Origin of the sequence: Croceibacterium selenioxidans, from assembly GCF_018599195.1 — a bacterium.
GTDB classification, from domain to species: Bacteria; Pseudomonadota; Alphaproteobacteria; order Sphingomonadales; family Sphingomonadaceae; genus Croceibacterium_A; species Croceibacterium_A selenioxidans.
The window spans coordinates 722794-739509 of record NZ_JAHFVK010000001.1 but is presented as its reverse complement, the minus strand read 5'-3'; the positions used below and the strand labels follow the sequence as shown (position 1 = coordinate 739509).

The window sequence follows — 16716 nt, the reverse complement described above, 5'->3', positions numbered from 1 at the left end:
CGGGCAGCCGTAGAGAACGCCAAGCCGAAAGTGCTTGGAATCTTTTAGTTCGGGATTTCTATCAAAGGTTCTTTCGTTTCCCCGGCGGACGCCTATCTCTCGTTCATGGTCTCCGGCCAAACCGTGCCGCGAATCAACGCGATTGCCTGCGCTCTGCCGGCTAGCGAATGCGATGCGACTTACAACGCCTGGGCCTTGCGCCAGCTCGAAGGTCACCGCGAGGCCGCCTTGCTGGAACGGATGTTGCAGCGGTCGGGCATCGGGCGGCGTTTCACCGTTCTCTCCAATGCCGAGACCTATCAGGCCGAAGGAAGCTTCTACGATACGCCGGAAGCGCCAGGAACGCTTTCACGGATGGAGGTCTATGCCCGGGAAGCGCCGAAGCTCGCGCTGGAAGCGATTGCCGGATTGGGGCCGGTTGGCGATGTAACGCACCTGGTGGTGGCAAGCTGCACCGGCTTCATGGCTCCCGGTCTGGATCAGGTCATCGCCCGGCGCCTAGGCCTTGCTCCCACAGTCGAGCGTGTCGTGGTAGGCTTCATGGGCTGTTACGCAGGTGTCACGGCTCTGCGTACCGCCGGGCACCTGGTCCGCTCCGATCCCAAGGCGCGAGTGCTCGTGATCTCGGTTGAGCTCTGCACCTTGCATCTCCAGCCGACCGACAAGCTTGAGCGCTTGCTCGCCATGGCCCAGTTTGCCGACGGCGCGGCCGCAGCGATCGTCAGCGGCGAAGGTGACGGCCTTGCGCTTGGCGAGGGGCTTTCGCTGACGCTCGAGGACAGCCACGACCTAATCACATGGACCATTGGCGACACGGGTTTTGCCATGCATCTCTCCGGGGAGGTGCCATTTCGCCTCGCCGAGGCGCTGAGCGATGAGACTGTCGCCAACTCGGTAACCGAGGGCAGATCCGTTGCCGAGATCGATGCCTGGGCGGTTCACCCCGGCGGGCGATCGATCGTGGATGCCGTTGAACGCGGGCTCCAACTGCCGCCGGAGAAGCTCACCGCCTCGCGCGAGGTGCTGCAGAACTGCGGCAACATGTCCTCGGCGACGGTCATGTTCGTGCTCAAGAAACTGATGGAAGAAAAGCCCCGCACCGGCATCGCGATCGCTTTTGGGCCCGGCCTCGCGATGGAAGGCCTGCGGTTCGGCTGGACTGAAGGCGATGCTGGCTGAAAGGCGCCAGGCCGACGAGTTGATGGACGATCCGGCTCTGGACGCGGCCACCTATCACGCGGTTCTGGCCGATCTCGCCAAAGTCAACCGCACCACTTTCGCCTACCGTCCGACACTCAACTTCCTCCGCCGCGCGGTGGGGCAGAAAAGCCCCTTTTCGCTGCTCGACGTAGGGTTCGGCGACGGAGATATGCTGCGCCAGGTCGCACGTTGGGCAAAGAAGCACGGGGTGGTAGCGGAGCTGACGGGCATCGACCTCAATTCGCGCAGCAAGGCAGCGGCCGAGGCGGTTCCCTCTCTCGGCGCGCCGATCCGCTATCTGACTGGCGACTACGCCGATCTGGCGGGATCCGGGTTCGATTGCGTGATTTCCAGTCTCGTCACGCATCACATGACGGAAGACGAGCTGACCGCCTTCCTGCACTTCATGGAAGCGGAGGCCGGTGCCGGCTGGTTCATCAATGACCTGCACCGCCACGGCTTCGCCTATACCACCTGGCCGCTCCTCTCCGGGGCGATGCGCTGGCATCCCATCGTCCGCGCCGATGGTCACACTTCGATAGCGCGCAGCTTCCGACCCGCCGAGTGGCACGAGCGACTGGCCCGTGAAGGCCTGCGCGAGGCGCGGGTGCGCCGCTGGTTCCCGTTCAGGCTGTGCGTCGAACGGCTCCGCTAATTCTCGGAGCCGGCCCAGCCGGATGCGCCGCCGCCATCGCCCTCGCCCGCGAAGGGGCCGCGCCGATACTGCTCGACCGGGATGCCGACGTGCGGGACTGCCTGTGCGGCGGCTTCCTCAGTTGGCGAACGGTGGACCAGCTCCGGGCATTAGGTGTGAATCCCGAAGTCCTGGGCGCCAGGCGGGTCGACCGGCTCGCCTTGCTGGCGCACGGCGCCGAGGCGGTGGTGCCGCTCCCCTCCCCGGCCTGGAGCCTCTCCCGGCGGGCACTCGATAGCGCTCTGAGGCAGAGAGCGCAGGCTCTGGGCGCAACGCTGGCGGTCGACACCGCCCGCGGCTTGGATGGCACGACCGTTCTCGGGCAGCGTCAGCGCTGGAGCGGTGACGGCCTGTTTCTCGCAACCGGAAAGCATGACCTGCGCGGCCACCCGCGCCCGCGCCAGACGAACGACCCCGCCTTGGGGTTGCGCCTGCGCCTTCCCTCCACGCCTGCCCGGGAGGCGCTCTTGAGCGGAAGGATCGAGCTCCACCTGTTCCGCGGCGGCTATGCGGGTATGGTCTTGCAGGAGGATGGCAGCGCCAACTTGTGCCTGGCCTTGCGCAAGTCGGTGCTGGCGGCCTGCGGAGGCCATCCGGTGCAACTCTTCAAACAGCTCACCGCACGAAGCCCTGCCCTGTCCGAACGGCTCGGCGTCGAGTGGCGGGATCATCCGATCGAATCAATCGGCGCCGTCCCCTACGGCTTGATAGCCGAGCAAACCGAGCCCGGCCTGTTCCATCTTGGCGACCAGGCGGCGGTTATACCCTCCCTCGCCGGTGAAGGGATTTCGATTGCGCTCGCCAGCGGTGAAATGGCCGCGCGCCATTGGCTCGCTGGTGGATCGGCAACCGCACCCGCCTATCAGCGCGCTCTTGCCCGGAAAGCCAGAGGTCCCATGCGCGCCGCCGGGCTCGCGCGCGCTTTCGCCGAAAGCCCGCTCGGGGCCAGGGCAGGTGTTGCAATGGCGCAGCGGGTTCCGCCCGTCTTGCACTGGTTGATGGACGCCAGCCGTATCCATCCCGATGCGCCGCTTGCGCAGGCGCCTGCCGCTCCCTAAGGGTCGCGCCGTTCCCACTGGGCAAATAAAGGCAGGATTCCCCGCGTATGGCGAAGATCAAGGTCGTGAACCCCATCGTCGAAATCGACGGCGACGAGATGACTCGGATCATCTGGCAATGGATCCGTGAACGCTTGATCCTCCCCTATCTCGACGTCGATCTCAAATATTACGACCTCGGGATCGAGAAGCGCGACGAAACCCGCGACCAGATCACGATCGACGCTGCCAACGCGATCAAGGAACATGGCGTCGGCGTGAAGTGCGCCACGATCACCCCCGACGAAGCACGCGTCGAAGAATTCGACCTGCACGACATGTACAAGTCGCCCAACGGGACCATCCGCAACATCCTCGGCGGCACGATCTTCCGCGAGCCGATCGTGATCCAGAACGTCCCCCGGCTGATCCCGGGCTGGACCGACCCGATCGTTGTCGGCCGCCACGCGTTCGGCGACCAGTACCGCGCGACCGACTTCCTCGTCCCCAGCGCGGGCACCCTGCGGCTCGTCTGGGAAGGCGAGAACGGCGAGACGATCGATCGCGAAGTCTATCAGTTCAAGGCGCCGGGCGTGGCGATGTCGATGTACAACCTCGACGACTCGATCCGCGATTTCGCGCGCGCCAGCTTCAACTACGGCCTCGACCGTGGCTGGCCGGTGTACCTTTCCACCAAGAACACCATCATCAAGCGCTACGACGGCCGCTTCAAGGACTTGTTCCAGGAAGTGTTCGAGACCGAAGGCTTCAAGGAAAAGTTCGCCGCAGCGGGCATCGTCTACGAACACCGCCTGATCGACGACATGGTCGCCTCCGCCCTCAAGTGGAGCGGCAAGTTCGTCTGGGCCTGCAAGAACTACGACGGTGACGTGCAATCCGACCAGGTGGCGCAGGGCTTTGGCTCGCTCGGCCTGATGACCTCCGTGCTGATGACGCCCGACGGCAAGACAGTCGAAGCCGAAGCGGCGCATGGCACAGTCACTCGCCACTTCCGCCAGCACCAGCAGGGCAAGGCCACCAGCACCAACCCGATCGCCAGCATCTTCGCCTGGACCCGCGGCCTGATCTATCGCGGTCGTTTCGACGGTACGCCGGAAGTCGTCCGTTTCGCCGAAACGCTGGAAAAGGTCTGCGTCGCCACCGTCGAAAGCGGCAAGATGACCAAGGACCTCGCGCTGCTCATCGGCCCCGATCAGGCGTGGATGACCACCGAGCAGTTCTTCGAAGGGATTGTCGAGAACCTCGAAACCGAAATGGCCACCTGGGCCTGATTTTCGTCCCAAATCCCTCCCTGTCGCGAAGCGATGGGGAGGATTATCCCCTCGGTGACCTCACCCGCTCCCGTCGCACGCCCAGGCCGATGATCCGGCCTGGTATGCGGCGCAAAAGCGGGAAGCGGTCGAGCACCCTGAGCAGCCAGGGCGCTTCGGTGATCGGCTCGCCCGAAAGTACCGCTCCGATCACGTTGTCCTGCGCCAGCTTCTGCCCGGCCTGGATGACCCGAGTCGGAAACTCACGCCGCGCCTGAACCTTGGCAAGCAGCGGGTCCGGATCCTCGCCCCGAGCCAGAGGGCCGGCGAGAATATTGGCAGCGGCAACCGCATCCTGAATCGCGAGGTTGATGCCAATGCCGCCGATCGGGCTCATGGCATGCGCCGCGTCGCCGATCGCCAGCAGTCCGGGCCGGGACCACCGATCAAGCCGGTCAAGCGCGACCGATAGCAGGAACAAGTCGTCGGTGCTGTTAAGCCCGCCAGACAGGTCTAGTTCGGGGAACAGGGCCTGCATCTGCGCCCTCAGCCACTCTATGCCCCGAGCCTTCACATCTTCGGCGCCGCCTTTGGGGATAATGAAGGCAGCCTGCCAATAGGTACGCCGGTCTATCAGCACCGCCATGCGCCCCGTGTCGACAGCACCACGCAGTTTGTCGCCGGGGTTGTCGGCCTTCCCCAGATGGAACCAAAATATGTCCATCGGCGCGCCGAGCTGCGTCACGGGAAGGAGCGACTGCTGGCGCACCAGCGACCCGCGGCCATCGGTCATCAGCACCAACTTGCCAGCACGCAGCTCTCGGCCATCGGCGAGCCGAACGCCCACGACCCGGTCATTCTCCTCAACAAGCCCCGTGACCTCTGCCTCCATCTCGAGCGCAAAGGCAGGAAAGGCCGCCGCTTCGTCACGCAGAAAATCAAGGAATTCCCATTGCGGCATCATCGCGATGAAGGGCGCCGGGGTGTCGAGATGCGAGAGGTCGCCGACAGTGTAGTCGCGCCCGGCCACGCGCACCTGCGCACCCTGGACCTTGTCGTATGGACGAACGAGGAAGCGGCCCAACATTCCGAGCTGGTCGAGAATTTCCATCGTTGAGGGGTGAACGGTGTCGCCGCGGAAATCGCGAAAGAAATCTGCATGCTTTTCAAAGATTTGCACGGTGACGCCTGCCCGTGCAAAGAGGAGCCCGGCCATCATCCCGGCCGGCCCGCCGCCGACGATTAAGACGTCGGCGCGATTGTGCGTTGCAGCGGTCACCGGGCGTCTGACATAGAGTAGCAATGCATGCTGAAGCTATCTCCCCGGTAATGTCTGACGCGCTCGTGATACTGGGCGCTGCAGGGATAGTCATACCGGTGTTTGCGCGTTTCCGCATCACTCCGGTCATCGGCTTCATTCTCGTCGGTCTTCTAGTCGGCCCCTTCGGTCTTGGGCGGCTGGTCTACCAGCACGAATGGCTGTTCTACGTGACCATATCCGATCCGGAACGGCTCGATCCTTTCGCCGAGTTCGGGATCATCCTGTTGCTGTTTACCATCGGGCTGGAACTGTCGTTCAACCGGCTCTGGGCGATGCGAAAGCTCGTCTTCGGGCTCGGTGCGCTGGAACTGCTCGCGACCGGAGCGTTGCTGGCGGCCTTCCTCTCGATGATGGGCCAATACTGGACCGGCGCCCTCGCCCTTGGGCTGGCGCTCGCGTTGTCTTCCACGGCGCTGGTCCTGCCGATTGCAGGGACGAACACGCCCGTCGGACGCGCGGCGTTGGCCATGCTGCTGTTCGAGGATATCGCGATCGTCCCGATCATCTTCCTGCTTGGCGCGCTGGCCCCCTTCGCCGGCAGCGAGGGCATGGACGGCTTGTTCCACACCTTGTGGGTCGGCGTCCTGGTGGTCGCGGGAATGATGGTGATCGGCCGCCTCGCCCTTCCGCGCCTGTTCGCCCAGGCCGCACGGACCAAGAGCCCGGAGCTGTTCCTCGCAGCCTCGCTGCTGGTCGTTATGGGTGCCAGCCTTGCGACCGCGCTGATCGGCTTGTCACCCATCGTCGGTGCGCTTGTCGCGGGCCTGCTGATCGCAGAAACCGAGTACCATACCGAGATCGAAGGGATCATGGAGCCGTTCAAGGGCCTCGCGCTCGGGATCTTCCTGATCACCGTCGGCATGGGGATCGACCTGTTCACGATCTGGGAGAACCTTGGCATGATCACGCTCGCCGTGGTCGGCGTGCTGTTCCTCAAGGCCATCGTGACGGGCGTGCTCCTGCGCCTTACGGGAGCGCGCCGTTCGACCGCGATCGAGACCGGCATCCTGATGTCGAGCCCGTCCGAAACGACGCTCATCGTACTCGCCGCTGCAACCTCTGCCATGCTGATTCAGCCCGGGACGGCGCAGTTCTGGCAGATCGTGACCGCCATCGGCCTCACGGTCACTCCGATGCTCGCCTCGCTGGGCCGGTTGATCGCGCGCAGGATGGAACCGACCTCTGCCGGAGCAGCGGACGACTACGACAGCGACGAGCCGCGCGCGATCATCCTCGGTTGCGGGCGCGTCGGACGGCTGGTCGCGCAGATGCTGACGCGACATGGCAAGCTCTACGTCGCGATCGACGCAGACTCCGAACTGGTCAACCGCTGCCGGCGCGAGGGGTATCACGCGATATTCGGCAACGCTGCCCGCATGGAAACCCTGGTGAGGCTTGGGCTCCCCACGGCACCCGCGGTTATCCTGACCATGGACGAGCCGGTACTCGCCCAGCGCATCACCCGCAAGCTACGCGCCGCCTATCCCGAGCTGCCGATCATCGCCCGGGCCCGCGATCCGAACCACGCGGCCGAACTTTATCGTGCGGGCGCGAGCACGGCCGTTCCGGAAACGCTGGAAGCCTCGTTGCAATTGTCGGAGGCCGTGCTGGTCGACCTGGGTGTCGCCATGGGCCCGGTCATCGCCTCGATCCACGAAAAGCGTGACGAGTTTCGCGAACAGATCATGGAAAGCGGCGAGCTTTCGCAAAAACCGATGCTGCGAACCCGCGTGGCCGAAAGCTGAGGGGCGCTCTCAACCGGCCCAGGCGCCCGACCGGTTCACCGCCCTTGCTGGACCCAACTGAGGCCGAAAGCCGTTGCCATCGTGAAGGAGACTTCCGATGAAAGACGGCAACGAACCGCAGAACCAGACGAAAATGAAGCCGCAAAACCAGACCGGCGAGCAATACGGCACGATCAAGGGCCGTCAGCGTGGTGAGGATGACTTCAAGGGGCACGGCGACATGCCGCGCGGTAGCGAACCGGAATCCGGAGCTGCCGCGCGTCGTCGCTAGCGGGCTGCCTTAGCTGACAGGAGCGCCCGCCAGGGCCTGACGAACGGTGTCGAGGGCCTCGCTGGCCTTCGAGCCGTCGGGCCCGCCGCCTTGGGCCATGTCGGGGCGGCCGCCACCGCCCTTGCCACCCAGCGCCGCTACACCCGCCTGAACCAATTCGACGGCGCTGACGCGGCCGACGAGGTCGTCCGTCACCGCCACGGCGATCGCCGCACGGCCTTCGTTAATCGCGACAATTGCCGCTACACCCGACTGGAGCCGCTTCTTGGCTTCGTCGAGCAGGCCGCGAAGCTCCTTCGGATCCAGCCCCTCGAGCACCTGGCCCGAGAACTTCACGCCGCCAATCTCTTCGTCGGCCGCCGCTGGCGCACTGCCGCCGCCACCCATGGCGAGCTGCTTCTTGGCTTCGGCCAGTTCACGCTCAAGCCGCTTGCGTTCGTCGAGGAGCGCCGCGACGCGGCTCTCTACGTCCTCGGGAGCCGTCTTGAGAGCCGCTGCCACCGTCTTGAGCGCCTCTTCACGGCCCACCACCCATTGCCGGGCTGCCTCACCCGTCAGAGCCTCGATGCGACGCACGCCCGAGCTTACCGCGCTTTCCGAGATGATCCGGAACAAGCCGATGTCGCCCGTCGCTTTCACGTGGGTTCCGCCGCACAGTTCGACCGAATAGCTGCGGCCCGAACCCTGCCAGTCGCCTTGGCCCATCGAGAGGACCCGCACTTCGTCGCCGTATTTCTCGCCGAACAGCGCCATTGCGCCCGCCGCGACGGCGTCGTCCGGGCTCATGAGGCGAGTTCCGACTTCCGCGTTGTGGCGGATATTGGCGTTCACCTCAGCTTCGATCGCGGCGATTTCCGCAGGCGTCAGCGGCTTGGGATGCGAGAAGTCAAAACGCAGCCGGTCTTCCGCCACCAGCGAGCCCTTCTGCGTGACATGCTCGCCCAGCTGATTGCGCAGGGCGGCGTGGAGCAAGTGCGTGGCAGAGTGATTGGCGCGGACGCGGTCGCGGCGCGCGACGTCGACCTCTTGATGCACGGTGTCGCCCAAGGCGAGCTTGCCCGCCGTGATCTTGCCACGATGGGCATGCAGACGACCGAGCGGCTTGGTCGTGTCCGACACTTCGACACGCAGGCCATTCTCCGAGGAAATCGTGCCCGAATCGCCGACCTGGCCACCGCTTTCGGCATAGAACGGCGTCTGGTTGGTGAGGACGACGACTTCGGCGCCCTCGCCCGCCTCGCTCACTTCCTTTCCGTCGACGATCAGCGCGACCACCTGGCCTTCACCGCTGGTCGAAGCATAGCCGGTGAACTCCGTAGCCCCTTCCCGCTCTGCAATGTCGAACCACAGTTCGCCGTCGGCCGTGGCGCCCGACCCCTTCCAGGCGGCGCGAGCGGCAGCCTTCTGCTGCGCCATCGCCGCGTCGAACCCGGCCCGGTCCACGCCGATGCCGCGGGCGCGCAAGGCATCCTCGGTCAGGTCGTAGGGGAAGCCGTAAGTGTCATAGAGCTTGAAAGCGGTCTCACCCGGCAGGCTCGCGCCCTCGGACATGCTGGACGTCGCTTCGTCGAGCAGGCGCAACCCATTGTCGAGCGTCTGGCGGAAGCGCGTTTCTTCGCGCTCCAGCACCTCGGTGATCAGTGCTTCGGCGCGCGGCAATTCGGGATAGGCCTGGCCCATCTCTCCGATCAGCGCCGGGACAAGCCTGTGCATCAGGGGCTGCTTGGCGCCTAGCAGGTGCGCATGGCGCATGGCGCGACGCATGATGCGGCGGAGCACGTAGCCGCGCCCTTCGTTCGCCGGCATGACCCCGTCAGCGATGAGGAAGCTGGTCGAGCGCAAATGATCGGCGATAACGCGATGGCTCGCCTGTTGCGCGCCTACGGCCTTTGTACCGGTCAGGCTCTCGCTCGCTTCGATGAGGTGGCGGAAGGTGTCGGTCTCGAACACCGAGTGCACGCCCTGCAAGACGCCGGCGATCCGCTCCAGCCCCATGCCTGTATCGATGCTCGGCCGCGGCAGGTCGGCGACGATCTGGTCGTTTTCCTGCAGGTACTGCATGAACACCAGGTTCCAGATCTCGACAAAGCGATCGCCGTCCTCGTCGGGAGAACCCGGGGGGCCACCGGCGATCTCCGGTCCGTGATCCCAGAAGATTTCTGAACACGGGCCGCAGGGACCATCGGAGCCCATGGCCCAGAAGTTGTCCTTGGTGGCGATGCGGATGATCCGTTCGTCGGGCAGGCCGGCGATCTTCTTCCACAGGTTCCAGGCTTCGTCATCGGTGTGGTAGACCGTGACCGTCAGGCGGTCGGCCGCGAGGCCATATTCGCGAGTGACCAGGTTCCAGGCGAGTTCGATCGCCCGTTCCTTGAAATAATCGCCGAAGCTGAAGTTGCCGAGCATCTCGAACAGCGTCAGGTGCCTTGCGGTATAGCCGACGTTATCAAGGTCGTTGTGCTTGCCGCCGGCACGGACGCACTTCTGCGAACTCGCGGCGCGGGGTGCGGGCGGGGCTTCGAGCCCCGTGAAGACGTTCTTGAACGGCACCATGCCGGCATTGACGAACATCAGGGTGGGATCGTTGTACGGCACGAGCGGCGCCGACGGCACGACAGCGTGCTCGTTGGCGGCGAAATAGTCGAGGAACGTACGGCGTATGTCGTTGGTCGAGTGCATGGGAGTTGCGAATTAGGGCGCACCGCGAGGCGAAACAAGCGGAATAGGCTGGAAACTGAGAACGTGTCCGCCGATGGTGCGAAAAGAGCGCGCTATTGGCCTCGCGCCGTGACAATCCAGACCCCGGCTCGCAACGACACTATGCCCTCGCGCAGGTTGGCACGCGCGAGCTCCCTTACCCGCTCGATAAAGGATTCGCGGGCTGGCGGCGCAAGTTCCCGCGAAGCTCGCGCCGCGCCACCGATGGAGGTGAAGTAGGACGCGGCATCTTCGACAGGATCGGCGCCGGCCCCCACTATCATCGCAAAATCATAGGGTTCGAACGCGACGTTTCGCCATCCGGCCGCCGTGAGAACGCCTTCGACGTAAGTGCGATCGCTAAAGGCGAAGGGCCCGGGCGCGCCGGGGGCGGGTGGAGGGACCTCGATCGGGAGCAGCCGAGTGACGCTGCGGAAGACAGGGTTCTCTTCCCAGGTGCGGAAACAGGAAAACAGGAGGTCGGCATCCGGCGCCGCAATGCCGCGAAGATGAGTAAAGGCGGCAACCGGGTCGTCAAAAAACATGACCCCGTGACGCGAGACGAGCAAATCGGGGGCCAGTGATTCTCCGGGCTGCCAGACGCCTGCATCGGCAAGTTCGAACGTGACATTGCCAAGGTTGCGAGCACGATCTCTCGCGATCTCGAGAAGCTGCGGCGAAATATCGACACCGGTAACCCTGGTATCGGCACGCATGCGAGCTAGTGCCAGCGAGAGTTCTCCTGCTCCGCAGCCGATATCCAGCACCACATCGCAGGCAAGATTGCGAGCCCGTTGAAGCAAGCGTTCGGTCAAGACCCCGAAACTACGATCAGTGCGCTTCCATTCCGCGGCCCAGCTATCGCCGGTCCGGCCCTTCCACTCGTCTCCTCCGACCGTCGCGCCGTTCGTTTGCATTCGCTGTCCTATCATCAGGCTACCGTCGCAACGCGGTGATAGGCTAACTTAAATCGAATGCGAAGAAGCCGGCGCGGGCCCCGTAGGGTCGACCGTGCCGGCTCCGGTTCCGGAAGCGCCAATCCGCGAACGAGTGGCGCCTCTAGAGGATCAGATATCGTCGTCCGCGTCCGGACCCGACATCATCTCCTCGGCGACCTGGTCGGTGCGGCTGCGGATCGCAGCTTCCAGCCTGTCGCAAACTTCGGGATTGTCCTTGAGATACTGCTTGGCGTTCTCCCGGCCCTGGCCGATGCGAATGCTGTCGTAGGAGAACCAGCTGCCCGATTTCTCGACGATGCCCGCCTTGACGCCAAGGTCGAGGATCTCACCGATCTTCGAGATGCCTTCGCCGTACATTATGTCGAATTCGACCTGCTTGAACGGCGGAGCGACCTTGTTCTTCACCACCTTCACGCGCGTGGCGTTGCCGATGATTTCGTCGCGCTCCTTGATCTGCCCGGTGCGGCGGATGTCGAGGCGAACGCTGGCATAGAACTTCAGCGCGTTTCCGCCGGTCGTGGTTTCCGGATTGCCGTACATCACGCCGATCTTCATGCGCAGCTGGTTGATGAAGATCACCATGCAGCGCGAGCGGCTGATCGAACCGGTCAGCTTACGCAGTGACTGGCTCATCAGGCGGGCCTGGAGGCCGACGTGCGAATCGCCCATCTCGCCTTCGATTTCCGCCCGCGGCACCAGCGCGGCCACCGAGTCGACCACCAGCACGTCGATCGCGTTCGAACGCACGAGCGTATCCACGATCTCCAGCGCCTGCTCCCCAGTGTCGGGCTGCGAAACGATCAATTCATCAATGTCGACACCCAGCTTCTTGGCATAGACCGGATCGAGCGCATGCTCTGCATCGACGAAGGCCGCCGTGCCACCGCCTTTCTGTGCTTCCGCAATGACGTGCAGCGCGAGCGTGGTCTTGCCGGAGCTTTCCGGACCGTAGACTTCGATCACCCGGCCCCGCGGCAGCCCGCCTACACCGAGCGCGATGTCGAGCCCGAGCGAACCGGTCGAAATCGCTTCGACCTGCATGGTTTCCTTCTGGCCCAGCTTCATCGCCGAGCCCTTGCCGAATGCGCGATCGATCTGCGCGAGCGCAGCTTCGAGCGCTTTCTGACGGTCCACGTTGGACTCCTTTCCTACCAGCTTCAGTTCCGCCGCCATGACATGGCCTCCGTCAGTTGCCTAGAGTTGCAGGACATTTCCTCACTGACGCTTTCGTATCCGATTTGTTCCATAAGAACAAGAGCGGAACAAAACTTTTTGAGATCCAGCGATTTCAGAGCGTTAGCGAGCGGCTCGCTTACGGGGCGCTTGTGGGGTCACCAATTGCCGCGCCTCTTCCGCGCGTACCGGGTGGCCGATGAGGAAACCCTGGACGTGAGTACACCCCTCGCCCGCCAGGATCGCGAGCTGTTCCTGGGTTTCGACTCCCTCGGCCGTCGTCTCCATGCCGAGCTTCTGCGAGAGCTGAATGGTGGCCTGGACGATCGCCAGCGAATCACCGGCCTTGACCAGATCGGCGACGAAGCTGCGGTCGATCTTGATCCGGTCGAACGGGAAGGTCCGCAGATAACTGAGGCTCGAATAGCCGGTGCCGAAATCGTCCATCGCGATACCCACCCCGAGCGCACTCAGACGTTCGAGGATCGACCGGACCCAGGCCTCGTCATGCAACAGGACAGACTCGGTGATCTCCAGCTCCAGACGGCTGGGGGCCAGTTCCGCGTTGCTGAGGGCGGAGAGCGTCACGGTTATCAGGTCGCCGCGCTTGAACTGGGCCGGCGAGAGGTTGACGCCCACCTTCACGTCCTCCGGCCAGTCGCGCGCGTCGCGGCAGGCCTGGCGCAAGACCCATTCGCCGATCGGGATGATCAGGTTGCTCTCTTCGGCGATCGGGATGAACTCGACCGGCTGGACGAGTCCGCGCAGGGGATGGTTCCAGCGGACCAGCGCTTCGAAGCTGGCAATGCGGCCGGTACCAGTGTCGAGCAGCGGCTGGTAGTGGACTTCGAACTGCCCTTGTTCGATCGCGATGCGCAGTTCCGCCTCCAGCTGGCGGCGTTCCTGCATCCGAGCATCCATTCCGGCCTCAAAGAACCGGAAGCTGCCGCGGTTCTCTTCCTTGGCCCGGTAGAGCGCGAGGTCGCTCTTCTTGAGCAGTTCGTCGGCGCTCCGGCCGTCGCGCGGACCGAGGCTGATGCCGATGCTGCCGCCGATCACCACGGTATGACCGTCAAACCTGAAGGGCTCCTCGATCGCGGCGACGATCCGGGCAGCCAAAGCCGAAGCCGCCTCGGCATCGGGCGTGCCGCTCTGGATCACGGCGAATTCGTCTCCGCCCAGCCTGGTGAGAATGTCGTCCGGCCCGACAACCTGGCGCAGCCGGGCCGCAGCCTGCTCGAGAATGCGGTCACCGAACGGGTGGCCGAGCGTGTCGTTGACCTCCTTGAACCGGTCCAGGTCGATCGTGAGCACCGCGAGGCCGCAACCGTCCCGGGCTTCTCCGACGGCGGCCGACAGGTTTTCGGCGAAAGCCGACCGGTTTGGCAGTCCGGTCAAGGTGTCGTGCTGCGCGAGGTAGGTGATTCGATCGGCGGAACGGCGCGCTTCTGTCACGTCTTCATGCGTCGCAACCCAGGCGCCCATCGGGGCAGGCTGCACAAAGATCTCGATGATCCGACCGTCTGACAGTTCAATTTCGTGGCTGCCGCCCTCTTCGACCAGCACCCCAAGCAGTTCCGCGTAGAACTCGACCGACTGAGGAAAGAGACCGGCTCCGACCAGATGGTGAAGAATGTCCGGAGCGGCCGTTCCGGGCGCAAGCAGGTGTTCGGGGATTCCGTAGAGTTCCGCGTACTTCTGATTGAAGCGGACCAGCCGGTTATGCTCGTCGTACATCGAGAGGCCCTGGGCCATGTTCTCGAGCGCCGCGCTGCTGATCGTCACCTCGCGCTCGAGCTTGGCCGTCAGCGCCTCTCGCTCGAGGGCACCGACAAGTATCTCGTCCGCCAGGGCCGCGCGGTGCTCAGCCTCGGCGAACTGGGCCCGAGCCAGCCGACGCTCGAAAAGGATGACGCCGAAGCCCGCGCCAAAGATCAGCATGACGCCCGCCGTGATGACGATCGCGAGCGTACTGCTGTCGACCGAACTGCTTGGCACGGTCATGGCGTTGCTGGGGTAGATCGAGGCCGCAGCCATGGCGGTGAAGTGCAGGCCGCAAATGGCCAGCGTGAGCAGGAGAGGCGCCGCCTTTCTGACGGCGGATGCGCTTTGACCCGCCCACATAGAGCAGGCGCCAAGGACCATGCCCAACGCCACCGAGGCCACCGCGAGTTCGCGGTCCCAGACGATGAACCCGGCGACTTCGACCGCGGCCATGCCGATGTAATGCATGGCGCCCACGCCCGCACCGACGATCGCCCCTCCGACGACTGCGCCAACGCGACGCCTTCCCTGTGCGACGGACCAGCCGATGCCGGAGACGAAGATAGCCGCGGCCACGGAAAGCAGAGTGGTCGAGAGTTCGTAGCCCATCGGAAGGTCGGGCTTGAAGGCGAGCACGGCGACGAAATGCGTCGCCCAGGTGCCGAGGCCGGCGACTACGGCGGCGAGCAAGGTCCACAACAGCTTGCGCGAGCTGTCCCGTTCCGCCTGCTCAAAAGCGGCGAAGGCAATACAGGAGGATGCAAGGCAAATGATCCCCGCCACCAGAAGGAGGCGCAGATCGTGATCCTGAACGATGCAGGAATAGACGCGAAGCATTGCAAGACCCTGTTACCCGGTGTCCGGTTTAAGGGATGACGCGCTTCGCTTCGGTTAAGTCGCATGGTTTCGATAATGGTAACGAGTCTGGAATTTACGCCTTGGCCCGACGGTTCGGGGGGCTTTACGCTTTCGCCCGATTAAGATCAGACCTCGCCCGCCGGACGCACGTTCCAGTTCAGTTCGCGGGTGCCGTTTCCGGGCACCGTGACCTCGACAATCACCTGCCCGTCCTTGACTCGCGTCCCCTTGATGCCACGCTGGCGCCAGGTTCCCGACGGCCCGAGAGCGACGCGGACTTTGACCGGGTTGGTGTTAGCATTGGTGAGGGTCGTCCGCATGGGCGACCAGCGCGCGCGGTCCTCATCCAGGTCGAAGTCCGCCAGGCGCTCGCACTGGGCGAAGACCTGGCTGCTTTCACCGAGATTGATTTCGATATCCTGTCCGATCGCGTAGTCGCGAATGTTCTCCTCCGCGACCAGTTGCTCGCCAAAGGCCGAGGGTTCGAACACCGCCACGCCGCCCATGGGCAGGGCCATCCCGAGCCCGTGCTTTCGATCGTTCACGGTAACCAGCAGCATCGAGGCCCGAACCGGTTCGTCCCGGAGGGACCAAGGGGAACAATCGGTCCGATAGAGGAACTTTCCTTCAACGCTGTCCTGGTCGAGGAACGCCACTTGTTTCAGCCCCTTCGCCGACACCGTCACCGGCACCGGCACGCGGTAGAGCTTGAGGTCGCCTAGCGCTTCCTCTTCGGCTTTCATGACCCGCGAACCGGTAACCACAATGGCATCGGCGGATTCATACATCGCCGCGCTTGGCGCTCTCATCATGGGCGCCGGCGGCGGAGCTGGCGGTGGGAAGAGGTCGGACACCGGCGAACCGGCCGCGGTGCTGCCGAACGGATAACAGGTAAGCCGCAAGGGCCGCGCTCTCGGCGGATCGGACAAAGCCTCGAAATCGCTCACGACGTTCAGTTTGCCGGCCACCACAAGCAGCTCGGCGTCTGGGAAGCTCTGGCCGTTGTCGTTGAGCAGCGTCAGCCAGCTCATCAGCCGCAGCTTCATCGCGTCGCCCTGCCAGCCTTCCTGCAAGGTCGCGACGTAGTTAGCCTGCCAATCGAAGCCCCAGGCGAGGTAGGTCAGCTCGACCGTGTAGGTGCCGCCCGACGGGCTGAGGGTGTCGACACTGTAGACGGGCTGAGCCGAGAGTCCGGTAGGTATCCGATCGAAGGCCAGGCTTTCGGGCAGCCCCGAACAGCGCACCGCTTCGAAGCCCTGCGCGGTCTGCAGGACCAGCCCACCATCGGCCCGAGTGCGGACAATCGCGGATTCCGGCACCACCTGCCCAGTCGCCGGGTTGGTCCGGGTGATGGTCACGCGGTTCCCAAGCGTCCCGTCGATCAACGACGCTGGGCTTAGCAAGTCGGCGTTGCGGTTCTTCTCGATCGTGCCGCCGGGCAAGCCGGTCACGATTGCGCTCACCGCTACCATGCCCTCTGCGACCCCGGTGAAGCGGATCGTGGACTCGCCAGGAGGGAGCGTGACCTGCCGGGTCTCGGTGATCATCGCAAAGCCGCGCGGCCAATCGCGATCCATGGCATCGCTCGGCGAGCGGTCCGGGTCGCGATAGAGGGTGACCGCGAGGTCGTAAGGGGCCGAAGCTTCCACCGTCTCGCGGGCGACAGCCGGCGAGGCCACGAGCGCCAGGGCGGCCCAGCTCGATCTCCAGAAGGAACAGCGCATGG

At 64.5% G+C, this 16716-nt stretch carries 12 protein-coding genes; 6 read left to right on the top strand and 6 right to left on the bottom strand.

The features are described from left to right. The first annotated feature begins 105 nt into the window (after window positions 1-105). From KK137_RS03640 to KK137_RS03625, 4 genes are read left to right on the top strand one after another with little or no spacing between them, the layout of a single operon-like run. On the top strand, window positions 106-1179 hold the full coding sequence (locus KK137_RS03640) for a type III polyketide synthase (RefSeq protein WP_214534670.1): 1074 nt from the start codon (window positions 106-108) through the stop codon (window positions 1177-1179). Continuing rightward, complete coding sequence (locus KK137_RS03635) at window positions 1169-1855, top strand: methyltransferase domain-containing protein (protein WP_214534669.1); 687 nt, start codon at window positions 1169-1171, stop codon at window positions 1853-1855. The genes KK137_RS03640 and KK137_RS03635 overlap by 11 nt, the downstream gene beginning before the upstream one ends. Then, a complete protein-coding gene (locus KK137_RS03630) occupies window positions 1834-2952 on the top strand; it encodes an NAD(P)/FAD-dependent oxidoreductase (protein WP_214534668.1) in 1119 nt (372 codons plus the stop codon). Before KK137_RS03635 ends, KK137_RS03630 begins: the two co-directional genes overlap by 22 nt. A 47-nt stretch (window positions 2953-2999) precedes the next feature. Next, the gene (locus KK137_RS03625; protein WP_214534667.1) at window positions 3000-4223 is read left to right on the top strand and encodes an NADP-dependent isocitrate dehydrogenase; all 1224 of its coding nucleotides are present in this window, start codon (window positions 3000-3002) and stop codon (window positions 4221-4223) included. A gap of 43 nt (window positions 4224-4266) precedes the next feature. On the opposite strand, the gene KK137_RS03620 is transcribed toward KK137_RS03625, so the two are convergent. Next, window positions 4267-5481: an FAD-dependent oxidoreductase gene (locus KK137_RS03620; protein WP_338027962.1), complete on the bottom strand. Its 1215-nt coding sequence runs from the start codon at window positions 5479-5481 to the stop codon at window positions 4267-4269. Between the two features lie 50 nt (window positions 5482-5531). On the opposite strand from KK137_RS03620, the gene KK137_RS03615 reads away from it, so the two are divergent. Continuing rightward, a complete protein-coding gene (locus KK137_RS03615) occupies window positions 5532-7268 on the top strand; it encodes a cation:proton antiporter domain-containing protein (RefSeq protein ID WP_250893569.1) in 1737 nt (578 codons plus the stop codon). A gap of 97 nt (window positions 7269-7365) precedes the next feature. After that, complete coding sequence (locus KK137_RS03610) at window positions 7366-7539, top strand: hypothetical protein (RefSeq protein WP_214534665.1); 174 nt, start codon at window positions 7366-7368, stop codon at window positions 7537-7539. A 9-nt stretch (window positions 7540-7548) separates the two neighbouring features. Here the strand turns inward: KK137_RS03610 and alaS are convergent, their stop codons facing one another. From alaS to KK137_RS03585, 5 genes are all read right to left on the bottom strand, one after another. Further along, window positions 7549-10218 (bottom strand): alanine--tRNA ligase, encoded by a 2670-nt coding sequence (gene alaS / locus KK137_RS03605; RefSeq protein WP_214534664.1) that lies wholly within the window; start codon window positions 10216-10218, stop codon window positions 7549-7551. 92 nt (window positions 10219-10310) lie between these two features. Beyond that, entirely contained in the window at window positions 10311-11153 is an 843-nt protein-coding gene (locus KK137_RS03600) for a class I SAM-dependent methyltransferase (protein ID WP_214534663.1), read from the bottom strand. 150 nt (window positions 11154-11303) lie between these two features. Beyond that, entirely contained in the window at window positions 11304-12368 is a 1065-nt protein-coding gene (recA, locus tag KK137_RS03595) for a recombinase RecA (RefSeq protein WP_214534662.1), read from the bottom strand. Window positions 12369-12491: 123 nt separating this feature from the next. After that, on the bottom strand, window positions 12492-14969 hold the full coding sequence (locus tag KK137_RS03590) for a bifunctional diguanylate cyclase/phosphodiesterase (protein ID WP_214534661.1): 2478 nt from the start codon (window positions 14967-14969) through the stop codon (window positions 12492-12494). 146 nt (window positions 14970-15115) lie between these two features. Continuing rightward, a complete protein-coding gene (locus tag KK137_RS03585; protein WP_214534660.1) occupies window positions 15116-16714 on the bottom strand; it encodes a DUF4139 domain-containing protein in 1599 nt (532 codons plus the stop codon). Window positions 16715-16716: the final 2 nt, after the last annotated feature.

Excerpts from the sequence above, each read along its gene's own strand:
- recA (WP_214534662.1), bottom strand. The coding sequence starts at position 12,368 with ATGGCGGCGGAACTGAAGCTGGTAGGAAAGGAGTCCAACGTGGACCGT.
- KK137_RS03590 (WP_214534661.1), bottom strand. The coding sequence starts at position 14,969 with ATGCTTCGCGTCTATTCCTGCATCGTTCAGGATCACGATCTGCGCCTC.
- KK137_RS03615 (WP_250893569.1), top strand. The coding sequence starts at position 5,532 with ATGTCTGACGCGCTCGTGATACTGGGCGCTGCAGGGATAGTCATACCG.
- KK137_RS03585 (WP_214534660.1), bottom strand. The coding sequence starts at position 16,714 with ATGCGCTGTTCCTTCTGGAGATCGAGCTGGGCCGCCCTGGCGCTCGTG.
- KK137_RS03600 (WP_214534663.1), bottom strand. The coding sequence starts at position 11,153 with ATGCAAACGAACGGCGCGACGGTCGGAGGAGACGAGTGGAAGGGCCGG.
- KK137_RS03635 (WP_214534669.1), top strand. The coding sequence starts at position 1,169 with ATGCTGGCTGAAAGGCGCCAGGCCGACGAGTTGATGGACGATCCGGCT.
- KK137_RS03625 (WP_214534667.1), top strand. The coding sequence starts at position 3,000 with ATGGCGAAGATCAAGGTCGTGAACCCCATCGTCGAAATCGACGGCGAC.
- alaS (WP_214534664.1), bottom strand. The coding sequence starts at position 10,218 with ATGCACTCGACCAACGACATACGCCGTACGTTCCTCGACTATTTCGCC.
- KK137_RS03640 (WP_214534670.1), top strand. The coding sequence starts at position 106 with ATGGTCTCCGGCCAAACCGTGCCGCGAATCAACGCGATTGCCTGCGCT.
- KK137_RS03610 (WP_214534665.1), top strand. The coding sequence starts at position 7,366 with ATGAAAGACGGCAACGAACCGCAGAACCAGACGAAAATGAAGCCGCAA.